The sequence below is a fragment of the Desulfofundulus sp. JL263-se genome (assembly GCF_056316025.1).
In genome coordinates, this window is sequence record NZ_CM149993.1 from 2034921 (window position 1) to 2053527 (window position 18607).

Annotated in this window: 19 protein-coding genes; 15 read left to right on the top strand and 4 right to left on the bottom strand. The window is 43.3% G+C overall.

Going from position 1 to position 18607, the window contains the following annotated elements:
* Positions 1-75 precede the first annotated feature (75 nt).
* From meaB to ACX4JR_RS10465, 3 genes are read left to right on the top strand one after another with little or no spacing between them, the layout of a single operon-like run.
* The gene (gene meaB / locus ACX4JR_RS10455) at positions 76-1050 is read left to right on the top strand and encodes a methylmalonyl Co-A mutase-associated GTPase MeaB (protein ID WP_476058008.1); all 975 of its coding nucleotides are present in this window, start codon (positions 76-78) and stop codon (positions 1048-1050) included.
* 52 nt (positions 1051-1102) lie between these two features.
* Positions 1103-1792, top strand: a complete 690-nt coding sequence (locus ACX4JR_RS10460) for a metal-dependent hydrolase (RefSeq protein ID WP_476058009.1) — start codon at positions 1103-1105, stop codon at positions 1790-1792.
* 37 nt (positions 1793-1829) lie between these two features.
* Complete coding sequence (locus ACX4JR_RS10465) at positions 1830-2087, top strand: hypothetical protein (protein WP_476058010.1); 258 nt, start codon at positions 1830-1832, stop codon at positions 2085-2087.
* A gap of 35 nt (positions 2088-2122) precedes the next feature.
* On the opposite strand, the gene ACX4JR_RS10470 is transcribed toward ACX4JR_RS10465, so the two are convergent.
* Positions 2123-2896 (bottom strand): hypothetical protein, encoded by a 774-nt coding sequence (locus tag ACX4JR_RS10470; protein WP_476058011.1) that lies wholly within the window; start codon positions 2894-2896, stop codon positions 2123-2125.
* Positions 2897-3013: 117 nt separating this feature from the next.
* Between ACX4JR_RS10470 and ACX4JR_RS10475 the strand changes: the two genes are divergently transcribed.
* The 8 genes from ACX4JR_RS10475 to ACX4JR_RS10510 all read left to right on the top strand — a co-directional run bounded on the left by ACX4JR_RS10475 (position 3014) and on the right by ACX4JR_RS10510 (position 12891).
* Entirely contained in the window at positions 3014-5884 is a 2871-nt protein-coding gene (locus ACX4JR_RS10475; protein WP_476058012.1) for a helicase C-terminal domain-containing protein, read from the top strand.
* A gap of 281 nt (positions 5885-6165) precedes the next feature.
* Positions 6166-6747 (top strand): 4Fe-4S dicluster domain-containing protein, encoded by a 582-nt coding sequence (locus ACX4JR_RS10480; RefSeq protein ID WP_476058013.1) that lies wholly within the window; start codon positions 6166-6168, stop codon positions 6745-6747.
* Entirely contained in the window at positions 6744-7613 is an 870-nt protein-coding gene (locus ACX4JR_RS10485) for a CoB--CoM heterodisulfide reductase iron-sulfur subunit B family protein (RefSeq protein ID WP_476058014.1), read from the top strand. Before ACX4JR_RS10480 ends, ACX4JR_RS10485 begins: the two co-directional genes overlap by 4 nt.
* Positions 7613-9595 carry a 4Fe-4S binding protein gene (locus ACX4JR_RS10490; protein WP_476058015.1) on the top strand — a complete coding sequence of 661 codons (1983 nt, stop codon included), beginning with the start codon at positions 7613-7615 and terminating at the stop codon, positions 9593-9595. The genes ACX4JR_RS10485 and ACX4JR_RS10490 overlap by 1 nt, the downstream gene beginning before the upstream one ends.
* A complete protein-coding gene (locus ACX4JR_RS10495) occupies positions 9592-10026 on the top strand; it encodes a hydrogenase iron-sulfur subunit (RefSeq protein WP_476060529.1) in 435 nt (144 codons plus the stop codon). The genes ACX4JR_RS10490 and ACX4JR_RS10495 overlap by 4 nt, the downstream gene beginning before the upstream one ends.
* Positions 10023-11000: a 4Fe-4S dicluster domain-containing protein gene (locus ACX4JR_RS10500; RefSeq protein ID WP_476058016.1), complete on the top strand. Its 978-nt coding sequence runs from the start codon at positions 10023-10025 to the stop codon at positions 10998-11000. Before ACX4JR_RS10495 ends, ACX4JR_RS10500 begins: the two co-directional genes overlap by 4 nt.
* 13 nt (positions 11001-11013) lie before the next feature.
* A complete protein-coding gene (locus ACX4JR_RS10505) occupies positions 11014-12048 on the top strand; it encodes a 4Fe-4S dicluster domain-containing protein (protein WP_476058017.1) in 1035 nt (344 codons plus the stop codon).
* Positions 12049-12051: 3 nt separating this feature from the next.
* Positions 12052-12891 carry an FAD/NAD(P)-binding protein gene (locus ACX4JR_RS10510; protein ID WP_476058018.1) on the top strand — a complete coding sequence of 280 codons (840 nt, stop codon included), beginning with the start codon at positions 12052-12054 and terminating at the stop codon, positions 12889-12891.
* Positions 12892-13081: 190 nt separating this feature from the next.
* Here the strand turns inward: ACX4JR_RS10510 and ACX4JR_RS10515 are convergent, their stop codons facing one another.
* Both ACX4JR_RS10515 and ACX4JR_RS10520 read right to left on the bottom strand, forming a co-directional pair.
* A complete protein-coding gene (locus ACX4JR_RS10515) occupies positions 13082-13483 on the bottom strand; it encodes a TIGR04086 family membrane protein (protein ID WP_476058019.1) in 402 nt (133 codons plus the stop codon).
* Between the two features lie 86 nt (positions 13484-13569).
* Positions 13570-13731 (bottom strand): hypothetical protein, encoded by a 162-nt coding sequence (locus ACX4JR_RS10520; RefSeq protein WP_476058020.1) that lies wholly within the window; start codon positions 13729-13731, stop codon positions 13570-13572.
* Between the two features lie 229 nt (positions 13732-13960).
* On the opposite strand from ACX4JR_RS10520, the gene ACX4JR_RS10525 reads away from it, so the two are divergent.
* The 4 genes from ACX4JR_RS10525 to surE all read left to right on the top strand — a co-directional run bounded on the left by ACX4JR_RS10525 (position 13961) and on the right by surE (position 16861).
* Positions 13961-15067: a tetratricopeptide repeat protein gene (locus tag ACX4JR_RS10525; protein WP_476058021.1), complete on the top strand. Its 1107-nt coding sequence runs from the start codon at positions 13961-13963 to the stop codon at positions 15065-15067.
* 249 nt (positions 15068-15316) lie between these two features.
* Positions 15317-15880: a GTP cyclohydrolase I FolE gene (folE, locus tag ACX4JR_RS10530; protein WP_476058022.1), complete on the top strand. Its 564-nt coding sequence runs from the start codon at positions 15317-15319 to the stop codon at positions 15878-15880.
* Between the two features lie 6 nt (positions 15881-15886).
* Positions 15887-16069, top strand: coding sequence for a YpmA family protein (locus ACX4JR_RS10535; RefSeq protein WP_476058023.1), 183 nt, complete (start codon positions 15887-15889; stop codon positions 16067-16069).
* An 18-nt stretch (positions 16070-16087) separates the two neighbouring features.
* Complete coding sequence (gene surE, locus ACX4JR_RS10540) at positions 16088-16861, top strand: 5'/3'-nucleotidase SurE (RefSeq protein ID WP_476058024.1); 774 nt, start codon at positions 16088-16090, stop codon at positions 16859-16861.
* A 10-nt stretch (positions 16862-16871) separates the two neighbouring features.
* Here surE and spoVB read toward each other — a convergent pair whose 3' ends face one another.
* Positions 16872-18428 carry a stage V sporulation protein B gene (spoVB, locus tag ACX4JR_RS10545; RefSeq protein ID WP_476058025.1) on the bottom strand — a complete coding sequence of 519 codons (1557 nt, stop codon included), beginning with the start codon at positions 18426-18428 and terminating at the stop codon, positions 16872-16874.
* Positions 18429-18607: the final 179 nt, after the last annotated feature.

Sequence of the window (18607 nt, forward strand, 5' to 3'; positions counted from 1 at the left end):
GGATTTTTACCGCTAACGGCGAACTTTTATTTTAAATATTCTAATTTTTTAAAACTTCCTTGGAGGTGCAATATTTTGCAAGATTTAATAGATAAATTTAAATCCGGAGAACAACGGGCACTGGCCCGTCTCATTTCTAAACTGGAAAATGAAGCTCCTGACCGGGAAGAAATTCTCAAAAAACTATATCATTTGACCGGTAATGCTAAAATTTTAGGGGTAACGGGCTCACCAGGTGCCGGTAAAAGTTCCCTCGTTGACCAACTTACACGCTTAATAAGGAAAAAGGGCGAAACTGTAGGAATTGTTGCAGTAGATCCCAGCAGTCCCTTTTCAGGAGGAGCCTTGCTGGGAGATAGGATCAGAATGAATGAGCACGCCTTAGATAAAGGGGTTTTTATTCGCAGCATGGGCACCCGCGGCAGTCTTGGTGGACTAGCCAAGACCACTAAAGAAGTAGTAAAGGCAATGGATGCCTTCGGTATGGACTGGGTGATTGTGGAGACCGTGGGAGTGGGCCAAGCTGAACTGGATATTATGCATGTGGCAGATACCGTAATAGTGGTACTCACCCCCGGGGCCGGAGATGCCATTCAAACCCTTAAAGCAGGCATTATGGAAATCGCCGACATTTTCGCCATAAATAAATCCGACTTACCCGGTGCAGACAAAATTGCTAACGATGTAAATATCATGCTGGACCAACAGTGTGATGAGATAAAGTGGAGGCCGCCGGTAATACAGGTTTCCTGTGTCAATAACCAGGGCCTTCCCCAACTGCTGGATGCTATTATCGAACACTTCCAATACCTTAAGGAAAATAACTTATTGGAGAAAAAACGCCGGGAAAGAGCCAAAGCAGAGACCCTAGAAGTTGTGGACTACCGCTGGCACCAGCTTTTAAAACAGCATACAAGTTCCCCCGGAAAGGTAAGCGAATTACTGGAAAAAGTTGCCAACATGGACATGAATCCCTACGAAGCAGCATCTTCTATATTGGAATATGTTACGGCTAACTTTGACTTGAATAAACATGGAAACCATGGTTAAAATTAGGTTAAGAAATGAAATACTAAAACCTATAAGAAAGGAGCGGAATATAATGAAAATTACCTTCCTTGGCCACGCGGGCTTCATATTGGAAGGAAGTTCAACTTTGATCATTGACCCCTTTATCACCGGAAACCCTTTGGCCACCGTCAATCCCGGTAACCTCAAGGCAGATCTCGTTCTTGTTTCCCACGGCCACGGAGACCATTTGGGCGATGCCGTGGAAATAGCCAAACAATCCAATGCCACTGTGGTATCAGTTTTTGAAATAGCAAGTTATGCTGCCCGCCAGGGAGCTAACTCCCACCCCATGCACATAGGTGGTAGCCACCAGTTCGACGGGGTAAAAGTAAAGCTTACCCCCGCCTGGCACGGCAGCGGCTTTTATACTAACGAGAACGGCCCGGCGGAATACCTGGGAACGCCCTGTGGATTTATTCTGGCCATGGACGGAAAAACTATCTATCATGCCGGGGATACAGGATTATTTGGCGATATGGAACTGATAGGGCGCAGGCATCCCTTGGACATCGCCCTCCTTCCCATTGGCGACAATTTTACCATGGGGCCGGATGATGCCTTGGAGGCGGTAAAACTTTTAAAACCGAATATTATAATACCAATGCATTACAACACCTGGCCGCTGATAGCCCAAGACGCTGAAAAATTTAAGAAAGATGTGGAAAGAGAAACGCCAGCAAAAGTAATTATTTTAAAGCCCGGTGAATCCTACCAGGTTTAAAAAACCGGATATCTTTAGTAGAAAGGGGTATAAGTAATTGTCTTCTGACCAAGAGCTGGCTGAAAGAGCTGTTTATCTATTGGATTACCTTGAGTTGGCTCTAGATAAATTACAAAAAATGTCAGTAAATAGCGCGGAAGAATATTTGGCCTTTGTTCACGGTCAAATTTACGGTATAGCAATGGCGTTGAAAATATTGTTCCCGGGCCCTGGGAATTGGGGTGAAAAGGCGGCATTTAAAGTCAGGCCGGTTCTCACCGAGCATAAATGTAAATGCAACGATAAAGAATTATAGGGCCAAATGTTGCCAAGAGGTAGCCCGGCAGCGGGCTACCTCTTTTTGCCGGGTAAAAAAATGTTTAAATTCCCCGTGGCCTTTAATAAAGGCACTGATATTTCCTTCAGGCAAAATCCCCGGCTATTTCTTTCCAAAAACGTGGCAGTACAGATGACATTAATATTAGGGCCATCACTTAACTTTTCCGTTAAAGACCGCGCCCTTTGCTTTAATCCTTTCCCTGGTTCCTCGCCCGGCACCATTTCGCAGTCAACATAATGGATTACCGTACCTGCCTGGCTGCCCCCCAGAGCCGGGGCTAATTTCAACTCCCGGACAATAGAGTCCTCATCCCCCGTGTCAAGGAGTTTATGGCATATTATTGAAAGGTCTCCCTTATTTGCCTGGAACATTCCCAAGTCCCGGCCAAAGGAAATTTCGTAGCTCTGATTCACATAGCCCGCAGCAATGTGAATTTCGTAGGCCGTCGGGGCGTAATGGAAAAAATCTTTTAAAGATTCGAGCCGCATGTCAAGGCCCGGAGAATGTTCCATACTTTTTATATCATCAACCAGGTCCCCTAAGAGTAGAGCCTCTGGGGAAGGGAGAAACTGCCCGGTCAGATGATATAAGGCCAGTTGTTCACGGCCTTTATACCACATTAAAACAAGGGGGGGAATACCCGCATCCCTGAGATTTATATACCGTCCCGTTGTGGTTTTTTCAGGGTCTAATTCCTTAATTTTATCAACCCAATTTTTTAACCAGCCCATCCCGAATATATTTTCCACAAAAGTTAGGGCATCTTCCAGGTGATGCCATTTCATATTTATTCCCCCTGTTTTATTTTTATCCTTTTGAATAAAGTGAAGGAATTGCCACTCCTGAAACGAATTATATCACAGAATTTTAGCAAGGTATAATAACCCCAAAGGCGTGATAAAATGCGGGAATTCGTGGTGTGCGACCTGGAAACCACCGGAACAGAACCCCATAAGGATAAAATAATCGAGATAGGGCTTGTTAAAATTCAAATGGGGAAAATTAAAGATACCTTTCAAACGCTAATCGATCCCGGAACCCGTTTGCCGGTAAAAATCAAACGTTTAACCGGGCTGGAAGACCACATGTTCGAAAACAGCCCACAGCTATGCAAAATAGCCGGTGAAGTTATAAATTTTATCGGCCATCTTCCCATTATGGGCCATAATATTCCCTTTGACGCTAATTTCCTTGAATATCACTTGGGTGTACACTTTCCCAGCCGGTTTGACACCTTGGAACTGGCCAAAATAGTTTATCCAAACGCCCCCGGACACCGCCTGGCCGACCTGTGTAAATATACCGGCATAGAATTTAACAATCAACACCGGGCCCTTTCAGATGCCCTGGCCACCACCCAATTGGCCCTAAAGTTAATGGGTGAACTTAAAAAACTTAGCCTGGGTTACCTTGTAAGGGTGGATGCTTTTCTCAAACAGGCAGGCTCGCCTTGGGCGTCCTTCTCCACTTCCATCATAAAAAACAAAACCAGCCGATTTTCAGGAGAAACCCTTAACCTGTACTACCCGCCCCCCGGGCCGGAAGAAGAAAAAAAAATACCTAGGAACCGGGAACAGTCCATAAATGAACCCGTCAGCATTAAGAAAATAAAACAAATATTTTCCAGTGAGGGACCGCTCAGTAAACAGTTAAAACACTTCGAAATAAGACCGCAACAAGTAAAAATGGCCACCACTGTTACCCGTGCCCTTAATGAAAATAAGTGTCTTTTAATGGAAGCGGGTACCGGAACGGGGAAAACCCTGGCCTATCTAATTCCTTCCCTTTTATGGACCCTGGCCAACGGGCAGCGAACCCTGGTTGCCACCCATACCATTAATCTTCAGGATCAATTATGGAACAAGGATATTCCTATACTTAAAAACCTGATGGGAAAAAGCTTTTCTGCCGCACTGGTTAAAGGCAGAAACAATTATCTATGCCTGCGCCGCTGGGAGGCCATTTTAACCAGGCAGCATCACCTTACCCCCCAAGAAGCGCTTTTCTTCGCCCGCATATTGATTTGGCTGGACATGACCAAAACAGGAGATAAAAATGAATTAAATCTCAATAAACAAGAAAATGAATGCTGGGCACAAATCTGTTCGGACCCTGAAATATGTCAAGGTTTCCAATGCAGGTGGTTCAGGCGCTATTGCTTTGTAAGCAGGGCCAGAAAAAGGGCCGAAAATGCAGATATTATTATTACAAACCATTCCCTGCTATTTTCGGACTTGCGCTCCACGCATAAAATTCTGCCCCCATTTGGCCCCTTGATTGTTGACGAGGCACACCACCTTGAAAATGCAGCAACATACCACTTCAGCAAACAAGTATCCCGCAGTATATTAAAGCAGTGGGTAAAATCAATTTATAAAACCCTGGGGAAATTATCCGAATTAGCCCCTCCCAGAAACACTGAACAATGGCATCAACTCCTGGATAAAGCAAAGCAGAATAGATCCCGGATATTAGAGCAGATTAACAACTTTTTTGATATTTTAAACAAGGCTGTTGGGCCATTTGACAATGAAAATTACGTAAAAACGTCTATTCGCCTCAAGCCCAATGAAAAGATACACCCATTATTCAGGGCCGAGGGGATTAATTTAATAATAAGTTTAAAATCGGCAATACAGAACTTGAAAGAAATGTCGGACTTGTTGGAAATATGGGGGGCCACAGATGAATTGTGGCTGGAACATGCATGGAATCTGAAGGAATTAATTATTTCCGGTAATACCATTGCCGACGACCTGAGTTTCATCACCGCCACTGCCGATGAAAATCACGTCTACTGGGTTGAAATAAGCGGTGAAGGTAATTTTAATTTAATTGCCGCTCCGGTAAAGGTAGGAGAATTACTTTTTGAAAACTTGTTAAAACAAAACCAAGGTATCATTTACACTTCGGCAACCCTCACGGCCAATGAAAGTTTTCAATATTTCATGGAGCGCACCGGAGTCGATTTATTACCGGAGGACCAGGTTTTATTGGAAGTTGTCCCTTCACCCTTTAAATACGAGCAGCAATGTATCCTTTGTATAGATAAAAATGTGGACCTGCCGGGAGAAGTCGGGGATACAATTTATTTTAACCGGCTGGCAGAGGCCCTTAAAGAATATATATTGGCCTTACAAGGGCGAACACTGGTATTATTTACCTCCCACCACGCCCTCCGGGAAATTTATTACAGGCTAAAAGATGCAATGGAAGAGAGGGATATTTGTCTTTTAGCTCATAAACTCGACGGTAACCGAACCCGTTTAATCGAGCAATTTCAAAATACTCCTCGTTCCGTATTGCTCGGATCCTCCAGTTTTTGGGAAGGCGTGGACATTCCTGGCCCGGCGTTAAGTAATGTTATCATTGTAAAACTGCCGTTTTGGCCGCCAAATATACCTGTGGTGGAAGCGCGGCTAGAAGAACTTAACCGTAACGGCCGTAACGGGTTTAACCAATTTTCACTCCCCCAGGCAGTAATTCGCTTTAAACAAGGTTTCGGAAGGTTAATCAGAACAGGCCGGGATAGGGGTTCAGTAATAATAATGGACAAAAGGTTAATAACAAAAAAATACGGAAAAATTTTTTTAAATTCTCTCCCTTTAAATACTCATATTCAGGGAGACACCAAGACAATTAAAAATAAAATTGTGAACTGGCTGAAAAATTCTGGGTATCAGCCTCAATGGACTAAAATTGAAAAGACAGCCGACGTAAAAAGATACTTGCAATATATAATCGAAGACACATTTAACATTAACCCCAAATAATATATATATATCAACGGCATTAAAAGGGGTGATTCACTTTGCGTGTATATTTTGTCCGGCTACCGTCATTCCTAAGAAATTTTCTATTAAAGTTTTGGAAGTAAATCATAAGGGCAGGTCAAAACAGGCCTGTCCTTCTCTAATTTTTTTTAGGACAAGTAGGAGGACTTTTAAAATCATTATCGAATAGCTTAACGTTTAAGGCTTTTTCGCAGAATTATACTTATGGCATAAACCCTTTTTAGTATCACCGTATTACTTACCGCAAAGAGGGGTACGCTATGCAAAACATTAACCTGACCAATAGTATAAAAAATAACAGAGATTTTACTTCCCTAATAAACAGGGAAAGCGGTCAAGAAGTGCAGCGGTGCTATCAATGCGGAAAATGTACCGCAGGCTGCCCGTTATCATCTTTTATGGATTTAATCCCGAATCAAGTAATTAGAATGGTCCAACTGGGGCTTAAGGATGACGTACTTAACTGCCAGTCAATCTGGATATGCGCTTATTGCTCTACCTGTTCAGCTCGCTGTCCCCGTAATATTGAATTAGCCGAGGTTATGGACGCCTTGCGGATTACGGCTCAAAGGGAAGGGATCCGTCCTTCAGGGAGGGCGAAAAAGGTTTTACTCTTTAATGAAAACTTCCTTGGTTCCCTGCGCAAATTTGGCAGGCTCCACGAGTTCGCTACCATGTTAAATTTTAATATTAAAAGTGGTAATCCATTTCGTGATGCCGAAACCGGCCTGTCCATGTTTACCAAAGGGAAATTAAAATTTATCATATCATCTCCCAAAGGGATGGATGAAATAAGTCGCATCTTTACCAAGACAAAGGAACTGGAGGAGAAAAAATCATGAAGTATTCATATTACCCCGGCTGCTGTTATCATACCAGTGCCAAGGAATACGATATTTCCTCCAGAGTGGTATGTGATAGACTGGGTATCCAGTTGAGCGACGTACCTGACTGGAACTGTTGCGGTTCAACGGCAGCTCACAGTACCAGCCATTTACTGGCTACCTCTTTGGCCGCGAGAAATTTATCCCTTGCCGAAAAAACCGGCCTTGACGTTGTAGCTTCCTGTGCCGCCTGTTACCAGCGCCTGGCCATGGCCAATTATCATCTCAATAATAACGAAGAACTTTTGGAGAAGGTTAACCAAATAATTGACCGGCCTTATCAAAAAAGTATAAAAGTGCGGTCCATGTTGGAAGTAATTTTTGAATCGAAAACGACCCTTGCCACAAATATCGTCAAGCCACTTAAAGGCTTAAAAATAGCAGCCTATTACGGCTGCCTTTTAGTCAGACCCCCTTCTGTACAAATAGATGACCCGGAAAATCCGCAAATGATGGATGAGCTTATGAAAATAGCCGGGGCCCAGGTAAGGGAATGGGGACATAAAACCGAGTGTTGCGGCGCATCTCTATCCATTTCTAACGAAGATATTGTCTTAAAATTGGTCCTAAACATTCTTGAATCCGCTCAACAAGCGGGGGCCAACTGCATTGTTACGGCTTGCCCCCTGTGTCATTTTAACCTGGATTTACGCCAAATAAAAGTAAATAAATCTTTTGGAACTAACTTTGAACTACCTGTATTTTATTTCACCCAGTTAATAGGGATAAGTTTGGGAATTTACCCGGAAGACCTCAGTCTAGGAACTCACTTCGTAGATCCTTTTAAACTCCTTAACAGAACAGTGAACGGGAGCGATGGGTAATGAAAAAAATCGGTGTATTCGTTTGCTGGTGTGGTTCAAATATTGGCGGAGTTGTAGATGTGCCAAAAGTTGCCGGTGAAATTTCCCAATTGCCCAATGTGGTTTATAGCACTGACTACAAATATATGTGCTCTGAACCGGGCCAGGAAAAAATACTACAGGCAATTAAAGAAAATAACTTAGACCGCATCGTGGTGGCCTCTTGCTCACCGCGCTTGCACGAAACAACATTCCGTAAAGTACTGGCCCGGGCGGGTTTAAACCCGTATATGCTGGAAATGGCCAATATTCGGGAGCAGTGCTCCTGGGTTCACCCACATGAGCCGGAAAAAGCCACTCAAAAGGCTATAGCTCTCGTTAGGAGAGCAGTTGCCAAGGCTTTACAGCTGGAACCCCTTTATGAGTCCCAAATACCGGTCACCAAAAGGATACTGGTAGTAGGAGGGGGAATTGCAGGAATTCAGGCCGCTTTGGATATTGCCGATGCTGGGCATGAAGTACTTCTCCTGGAAAGGGAACCAACTATTGGTGGTAAAATGGCCATGCTTGACAAGACGTTCCCCACACTGGATTGCTCGGCCTGAATAAGCACGCCTAAAATGGTTGCTGCGGCGCAGCACCCTAATATTAAACTGTTAACCTATTGTGAGCTTGAAAAGGTGGACGGTTATATTGGTAATTTCGAAGTTACGGTCCGCCAAAAAGCTCGTTACGTTGACCACGACAAATGTACCGGTTGCGGAATATGCTCCGAAAAGTGTCCAACCAAGGTGCCCAGCGAGTATAACCTGGGTATCGGTACCCGGAAAGCCATCTATATTAATTTTCCGCAAGCAGTACCTAATAAGCCTGTAATCGATAAAGAAAATTGCAGAAAACTAACCGCGGGTAAATGCGGCATATGTCAAAAAGTATGCCCGGCAGGAGCCATTGATTTTGAACAGAAGGATATCACCTTTACCGAATCGGTAGGTGCCATAGTAGTTGCCACTGGATTTGACCTTCTGGAATGGGAACAAGTATACGGAGAATATGGCTACGGGAAATATCCCGATGTAATCACCGGGCTGCAATTCGAGCGCATGTCCAATGCCTCGGGCCCCACCGGGGGCAAAATACTCAGGCCCTCCGACGGAAAAGAACCCAAAAACGTCGTCTTTATCAAGTGCGTCGGCTCAAGGGACGAAGCCAAGGGCAAAGAATACTGCTCCAGAGCATGCTGCATGTACACAGCCAAGCACGCCCACCAGGTGCTGGAAAAAATACCTGGCTCCCAGGTATTCGTTTTCTACATGGATGTTAGAACCCCGGGGAAAAATTATGAGGAATTTTACCAGCGCTCCATCCGGGAGGGAGCGCAATATATAAGGGGCCGGGTGTCAAAGATTTATCCTAAAGGTGATAAATTAATCGTTAAGGCGGCCGACACGCTTTTAGGCAGGCCCGTTGAAGTAGAAGCCGACCTGGTAGTTCTGGCCACCGCCATGGTCCCCAGTAAGGGTTCTGAAAAATTAGCCCAGATAATCGGTATTTCATCCGATAAGGACGGCTTCTTCCAGGAAGCTCACCCCAAACTGAGGCCGGTGGAAACCAACACTGCGGGGGTTTTTCTGGCAGGAACCTGCCAGGGCCCTAAAGACATTCCCGACACGGTGGCCCAGGCAAGCGCTGCCGCGGTCAAAGTATGTGCCTTAATGTCCCAGGATGAATTATCTATTGACCCAATGATTTCTACCATTGACGAAGCACTCTGTTCCGGGTGCTTGAACTGTCAATCCGCATGTCCTTATAAAGCTATTGAACCACGGACTATAACTTACCGTAAGGGCGGGCAAACCCTCGAACGAACCGTAGCCAGCGTAAACAGCGGGTTATGTCAGGGATGTGGCGCCTGTACCGTGATATGCCGGTCAGGTGCAGCAAACCTTAAGGGCTTTACCAACGAACAATTACTCGCAGAGGTGGATGCCGTATGTCTATGAACCAAACCAATAATGAGCAGTGGCAACCCAAAATAATAGGCTTCTGCTGCAACTGGTGCAGTTACGCCGGCGCCGACCTGGCGGGAACAAGCAGGCTCCGCTATCCTGCCAGTATCCACATTATAAGAGTACCTTGTTCCAGTAGAGTAAATCCCCAATTTGTTATCAGGGCTTTCCAGCGCGGGGCAGACGGCGTCTTGGTTTCCGGGTGACACCCCGGTGACTGCCACTATGGTAGTGGCAATTATTACGCCCGCAGGCGCTTCCAAATTTTTAAGCGCCTGATGGAATTTGTAGGGCTAGAGCCGGAAAGAATTCATTTAAGCTGGATCAGCGGTTCTGAAGGAGCAAAATTTAGTGAAACCGTCACTGAAATAACCAAACGGATACGCTCTTTAGGACCCAACAAGAAAATGAGGGATGACCAATGAGCCAATCATTTAAAGAAATAGTTGAACAGTTACAACAAATAGTACAAGAAATGTTAACCGAACAAAAGGTTAATATATTTATTGGGTATGGCCAGGGAACACAAGTAGCCAGAACAACTCCCTTGTTTATATCGGAACCTGTTGCTGCCAAGGAGTTAACCTGGTCCCCTTTTTGCGTAAATAACCTGGTTACCTATTTACTGGATTACCGTGACACCACTGAAAAAATAGGCTTGCTGGTAAAAGGTTGTGATTCCCGCTCGATTATTCGCCTGCTCCAGGACAACCAGATTACGCGGGAAAGGATTTATGTAACAGGTGTTCCCTGTCAGGGATTGCTGGATTCGCACAAAGTCATGAGGGAAATAGATCCTTACGCCAGGTTATCGGACGTACAGGACGGGGGTGACCATTTCCTTGTTATTACCAACAAGAAACAATACCGGTTTTCCAAAAAAGAATACTTGCTGCCCAAGTGCCTGGAATGTACCGACCCCAACCCGGTTTTGTCAGATATATTTGTAGGGAACAGGATTGATAATCAAACCCCTTACAAAAAACGTTACGAAGAAGTTGAGGCCCTGGAAAAACTGTCCCCCCCGGAAAAAAGCAGCTTTTGGGACAGCCACTTCCGTAGTTGTCTCAGATGCTACGCCTGTCGCAATGTTTGCCCGGCGTGCAATTGCCGGGAATGCATATTTGACCAGGCAGGGCCCGACTGGATATCCAAGCGCAATAATTTAAGTGAAAATACCGCTTTTCATATTATCAGGGCTCTACATGTGGCTGGCCGCTGCGTAGATTGCGGAGAATGCGAAAGGGTATGTCCAGTAAATATCCCCTTACGCCACCTCAATCAAAAAATACTGAAAGATATTGAAGAACTTTATAATGCTCCGCTACCGGGCACCGATATGGAGCAAAAGCCGGCGCTGGGTCATTTCTCCGTGGATGACCCGGACGAGTTTAAATAAAGGTGGTGTTTCTATGGTCGTAAAAACAATAACCCAAGATAACATTAAGGCGCTATTGAACAACCTGCTGTCGGACTATACCCTGATTGCCCCCGTACAACAAAAGAAAGATTTGATCAGATTTGCAGAGGTAACCAGAGCGGAAGATGTGACACTAAAATTCCACAATAGCGATATTTCTCCCAAGGAACATTTCTTTCCTCAAACAGAAGAATTATTTAGTTTTAATCAAAACAAGGAAGAAATAAAACTGGATTTTCCCCAACAACAAGCCAAACAAGAGAGAATTATTTTTGGAATCCGCCCGTGTGATATTAAAGCATTAGAAACGCTGGATCCTGTTTTTAACGGTAAAATAAAAGACCCTCATTACTTAGCCAAGAGGGCGAAAACCATTATCATTGGCATCTCATGCGAAGAAGCACTTCCCACTTGTTTCTGCAACGCCTTTAACATAGACCCCGTGTGGCAGCAAAGAGCGGATTTAATGCTCATCGGCCATAACGGCGGCTTTGTCGTTGAAGAAAATACCGATAGGGGAAGCCAGTTAGTAAAACGTTATGAAAAACTATTCACCACGGAAGATATTGATCTCGAGCGTATTAAAGAAGAAAAGCGAAACCATTTAAAGAAACACCTAATACACAATATTTCACCGGCCAAGGCAAAAGAAACTGTAGACCGAAATTTCGATTTGCCTTACTGGGATAAAATTTCCCGCAAGTGCCTGGGCTGTGGAATATGTACCTATATTTGTCCTACTTGCCACTGTTTTGATATATTTGATTTCACCCCTAATAAAACGGAAGGCAGCAGATACCGCTGCTGGGATTCCTGCATGTACGGTGATTTTACCAAAATGGCGGGTGGGCATAACCCGAGGCCCACAAAAAAGGAACGAGTTCGCAATCGGTTCATGCATAAGTTAAAATATCACCTTGACCGCTACGGCATAGACGGGTGCGTGGGCTGCGGGAGATGTATAGTAAAATGTCCTGTAAATATGGACATAACCAGGATTATCGCCGACCTTGAGGAGGTAGGATAATAAATGGAAAATAGCCCTCTTATGCCTTACCCGGCCACAATAACCGATATAATTGACGAAACAGGAGACGTAAAAACCTTTCAAATGGTGTTCGACGACCCGGAGGTACAAAAAAATTTTCGCCAGAAGCCCGGTCAGGTGGCCCAAATTTCTGTTTTTGGAACAGGAGAGGCAACCATTAGTATAACTTCCTCGCCTACCAGGAAAGGTATCCTCGAATTCAGTGTAAAAAAGGTAGGTAAATTAACTTCAGCCCTGCATGAACTGGAAGTAGGTTCAAAAGTAGGTATCCGCGGCCCGTACGGAAATTATTTTCCCTATGAAGACATGAAAGGTAAAGACCTCCTTTTTATCGGTGGCGGTATAGGACTTGCCCCCTTGCGTTCGCTGATTGATTTTGTATTGGATGAGCAAAACCGAAATTCCTATGGAAAAGTCACCATTATTTACGGCGCCCGCTCCATGGGTGACTTATGTTTTAAGCGCGACCTTTTTGAAAAATGGCCCCGCCACCCCCGTACCAAAGTTTATACTACCATTGACCGGCCAGAAATAGCATGGACCGGGCACGTAGGATTCGTCCCCTCCTATCTTGAAGAAATTAACCCATCCCCGGAAAATAAAGTGGCTATTACATGCGGCCCGCCAATAATGATAAAATTCGTTTTACAAGCACTGGAAAAAATGGGATATAGGGATGAACAAATAATTACCACCCTAGAATTAAAGATGAAATGCGGCATAGGAAAATGCGGTAGATGTAACATAGGCAGCAAGTATGTCTGTGTGGATGGGCCGGTATTTAATCTCGCCCAGTTAAAACAATTACCACCGGAATTTTAAAAGGACTCACTCCAATGGGTGAGTCCTTTGCATATAATCTTTGCATATAATAAAATAAAAAAATAAGGAGGAAGATAAAATAGGTGGCTAAACTTAAAAAGCCGCTTAAGATTTACGCAGGCGTAATTTTCCTCTGCATTGGCCTTATATTATTAAGTGTCACCTTATTAATTAAATAACCGCTTATTCTCTAGGAACTCAGCCCTACTCCCAAAATACCTCCCAGCCCGCCAGCTATTGCAGTCACCAAAAATTTTTGTAAAACACTTAAAAATACCGTGTTTCCGGGAAAAAATAAAACTACCAATAGCCATGATGCAACAAAAAAGGAAAGACCAACGGCCAAACCGTGATAAATTCCCCTACTACCAGCACTGTAGGCAGCCAACAATCCTCCAATAAAAACACTTAAAAACAATATACAAACAGCTGCCAAGGGCATAATCTTTTCCGATAAATTGGAAAGATAAAACACCAAGCCCAAAGCGGCAGCTCCCAAAATTGAAACTATTAGAGCAATAACAGTGCCACGAAGTACAGCAGGAAAATTAAATACCAAGCTATTTGAAGAATCATTTTTTAAAAAAGACATCATGTGCACCCCCTATATATCATTTATATCACTTATTAGTATCTATACGCCGGAAGTCATCAGTAAAGACCTAGAAATGACCGCTTTTAGCGGTCATTTCTAGGTCTTTTTACCTTTTCATTTTCTGCCTCGGACGGCTCTTTGTCGTCTACAAAATCGTGCTCCCACTTGCCATCAAGGTTAATCAAAGTGGCCGACCCGGTAGGTTCTTTTACAAAAGCATCACCTCTATGGAACTTGTTAGACACCCAATCCCTCCTTATGATTGTTCTAGCTAATAATATTATTTTGTTTCATTTTAAGAAATAAAATCATTCCCAACCGGGATTAATTTATATTTATTCTAATAATTTGGCAATATTTGTTGCCAAAGAGAGTAGATATTTGTTGAACGATTTTTTTATATATCTGGCAGGAAAAGGTAATTTAGAAAAGAAATTACTTCAAAAATGGCAACTGCGAAGGGGGTGTAACGCAGTGTGGCCATTAACCAGAAAGCTGGCGGAAAACGCGAAGGTACGCCTAATGCGGTTGTCAGCGCACTTTTTTGAAGCCTTAGGTGCTCATAATTATGCCCTTAACATAATAGACAGGGCCATTAAAATTGACACTAAAAGGGCTAATCCTAATCTACACTTGCAGGCCAGCCGTTTATACCTGAAAAAAGGCCAGGTGGACCGGGCCGTATTACACTGGAAAAAAGGCGCCGGCGCTGAAAATATTGGCAGTTTTCTTTATTGGTTTAATAAAACATACAGGTCATCCTCCAAACTAAATAAAGAAAATTACACGGAAAATATCTACCAGAACCCCAAAAAAGTTAAAGAATATACAAGGGAAAATAAAATGTCAATGCAGAACGGGCAAGTTGAAGAATTGGCACTCAACAACATAGGAGTGGCCCTTCTGGAAGCGGGAAAACCCAGTGAAGCCCTCTTAATTTTCGAGCAAATATTAAAGAATGGTAAGGCGGATACATACGTTTACTTTAATGCCGGCCTGGCTCTAAGTAAGCTGTCACGACACGAAGAAGCCGTTCATTATTACTCCAAGGCGCAGTCCTTAGGTTTAAATTCCCTGGAATTATTGAATAATAAGGGGTACAGCCTGTTTTATTGTGAAAAATACGAAGAGGCATTGGCCTGTTACGAACTAGCCCGGGGCATGGTCCCAACGGATGTCACTGTTTTGAACAACCTAGCATCATGCTACCAGTGCTGTGGACAGTATAAAAAGGCCATATCCTGTTTTGAATCGGCACTTAAAGCTCACCCCTATGATGATACCCTTGAAAATAATTTCGGCATTTGCCTGGAAAATACCGGTGACTTAGAAACCGCCCTCCTTCATTATGACCGAAGTTTAAAATTAAACTCCCATAATATAGCTGCTAAAATGAATAAGGCCAATTGTCTAACAAAGATGAATAGGTTAGAAGAGGCTTTGAACATATATGAAGAGATATTACGCACCCACTCGGATAATCACCAATTATGGGGCTTAAGGGCAGAATTGCTTTTGGAGTTGGGCCGAACCAATGAAGCCACTGAAAGTTACAGGCGGGCTCTAGGCCTAACGGGATAAAAACGGACTAATTGTCCGTTTTTTGTTTCTAATGAACACAATTTCATATTTTCAAGAAGGAGCTTTATATCATAATGAAGAATTATTAAAAGATTCGTAATCCTGAGTTATAATAGATTTGTGGGATTATAATATTATGATGACTTACCACCTCACAAAACATTATCCTGCAGGCCCGGGCTCCAAGTAAAATATCTTAAAAACAAGATTGAACTGGCTGTAGTGGTCGTAGGGAGGGATAGAAACCAAATGATTGACGCCCCCAAGATAGAAGAGGCAGTAAGGATGATTCTTGAAGCCATTGGAGAAGACCCAGAGCGGGAGGGCCTGCGAGGTACCCCTGCCAGGGTAGCTAGAATGTACCAGGAAATTTTTTGCGGTCTTTGGGAAGACCCGGAAGAGCACCTGCAAAAGGTATTTTCGGAAGAACATGAGGAAATGGTGCTTGTCAAGGATATTCCCCTTTATTCCATGTGTGAGCACCACCTTTTACCTTTTTACGGAAAAGCTCATGTAGCCTATATACCCAGAAACGGAAATATTACTGGTTTATCTAAGCTTGCCCGGGTTGTTGAGGGATATGCCAAAAGACCCCAATTGCAAGAACGGCTGACTAGCCAAATTGCAGATAGCATAATGAGACGCTTAAACCCCCAAGGGGTATTGGTAGTAATTGAAGCCGAGCATATGTGCATGACATTACGAGGGGTAAAAAAACCCGGGTCAAAAACGGTGACTTCGGCAGTAAGGGGATTGCTAGCCAAAAATGATGCCACCAGGGCGGAGGCATTTGCACTTATAAAAAATAGTTAAGGAGGAATGAAATTGGGTCAAAAATCTCAAAACAAATTGGAATTAATTGCAACGAAAGAATTTAAAACCTATTCAGATATGTATAAAGTGGTTGATTTTCTAAACAAAAATCTTAAAGATAAAAGACTTTTATTTGGCCTGTCAAAAACAAATAACGGGAATATGCTAATATCGATTTACGAAACATAAGGAAGCCGGAGGGAACCAATGCGCATTCTTCTCAGCAACGACGACGGAATTTTAGCCGAAGGCCTGAAGGCCCTAAAAAACACTCTATCGCCCCTGGGGGAAATATATATAGTAGCCCCTGACCGAGAAAGAAGCGCAACCGGACACGGCATCACCATGCACGCCCCCTTAAGGCCTAAACAAATCTCCATGGACAATGTTAAAGCTGCCTGGGCAGTGGACGGAACCCCAGCAGACTGTGTAAAATTAGGAATTGAGGCACTGTTACCCGGCCCGCCTGATATGCTGGTTTCCGGGATAAACTGGGGGCCTAATTTAGGAACTGATGTTTTATATTCCGGAACGGTATCGGCGGCAATAGAAGGCCTAATTAATGGCATTCCTTCCGTGGCTATTTCCCTGGCTACCCATAATGAGCCTGATTTTTCCCAGGCCACGGAATTTATAAGAGAAATAGTTCTTAAAATAATGAAGCATGGCCTTCCAGAAGACTGCCTTTGCAACATAAATATACCAGAAGGAATACCAAAGGGGGTCAAAGTCACCTCACTGGGCCGGAGAAAATATGAAAACGTGTTTCATAAACGCAGTGATCCCCGGGGTCAACCATATTACTGGATGGGAGGAGAGCCAAGAGACGAAATTCCGCAGAACCAGTGTGATGGCTATATAACCGATATCGAAGCTATAAAAAAGGGATATATATCCGTTACTCCCATTCATTTTGACCTTACCGATTATAAATCACTAAAAAAACTTTGCCAGTGGTTTGATGCAAAGGAGATCGAATAATTTTTATTTGTTACTTTATTTTTAACAAACTTTTAAACCTTTTAAGATCATGACTTTTAATTCCACCTATAATGAACATTATAATCATATAGACCGGAATGCCAAATAATAATGAAATTATGGTACATACCTTCCCAGTTCCAATAAGGATAGTCAATATGGAACAAATATTAATAATAAAAACCATGCAAATAGAGGCAAATAACGGTTTAATCAGCCACTCGGTCAAGTGCAGCTTTACTCCCGTGAGGATACGTAAATCGCGATAATTGAGCAGGGCGGAAACGGCATATGAAAAGGATAACGAATAAGCTGTACCAACAATTCCCAGGGTGGGAATAACAGTAAGGTAGTAAACACCCACTACTTTTACTACAGAGCCTATAAGCAGATTCTTTAAAGGTTTTTCAGCCTTTCCAAACCCCTGTAAAATTGCAGTTGCCGTCTGGGAAAAATATAAAAACGGCCCGCCCAGTGCCAGTGCCCTCATAATAGTTCCTGCCCCTGGATAACCAAAAAACAAATCGCAAATCTGTTCAGGCATGATCAATAGTAATAAAGTCGCCGGCATCCCGGCCAGCATGGTAAGACGTAAGGATTCACTTGCCCGGCTTCTTACCAGGGAATAATTTTTTATAGCTATAGCATCAGATACGGCGGGTACCAAGGCCGTGGCCAGGGCAAAAGTAATTATTCCCGGAGTTAAAACCAGGGACATGGCTATGCCTATTAACTCACCGTATGCAGCTGTGGCTTCCGACAGGGAAAGCCCCGCCGCATATAACCGCCGAGGGATTAGTATGGCATCAACAGACATGAATCCCGTAGCAACCAATCTAGTGAGGGTTACGGGAACAGCGAGGTTAAAAATACGCGCTGTTTCTTGCCCTATGAAACTTTCTACGGGATTATAAGGTTGTTGAACTTGGGGGCGGCTTGAAAAGTAAATGATAAGCATTAATAAGAATCCTGTAAATTCACCCAATATAACTCCTAAGGAAATACCTATGGCAGCATATTCAACTCCCTGGGGAAGTAAAAAATAAGCTATGCTTAAACCTGCAACCACTCTAATCAGCTGCTCGGTAGCCTGAGTAACGGCAGTTGGCACCATTTGATGCAACCCCTGGAAAAATCCGCGAAAAGAAGAACATAAAGACACAATTATTATGCCGGGAATCAAACTAAGAAAACAATAGTATACCTTTGGATTGAGAAATACATGTTTTTTTAACAGTGGTGCCCCTACCAATAAAACCACCGTAAAAAATATGCTTAGCGTAAAAATATACAAAAAGGATATCCTGAATACCCGGTATGCTCCTGCCAGGTTGTTTTTAGCTACTTCTTCGGCCACCAGCTTTGCTATGGCTACGGGAATTCCAGCAGTTGCAGCAACCAGAACCAAAACATAAATAGGGTAAACCATATTGAAAAGCCCGACACCTTCGGGACCAATTAAGCGGATCATTAAAATTTGGTAAACAAATCCAACAACACGATTGAAAAAATTAGTTATTAATAATATGATTGCCCCATATATAAAAGATTGCCGCACCATGGACATACCTCTTTTCTTATCGTTAAATCGGGACTAGTAAAATGTATGTTCACAGGGCAGCGACTATGTGGAATATTATGTCAACAAGTTGTTAAAAAAAAGCTGCCCTAATTTTTTTTATTACAAGGATTTTATAGTCTTTATGTAGAATTACATAGAAAGCCCAATGTATTTTTAAGGCTGTA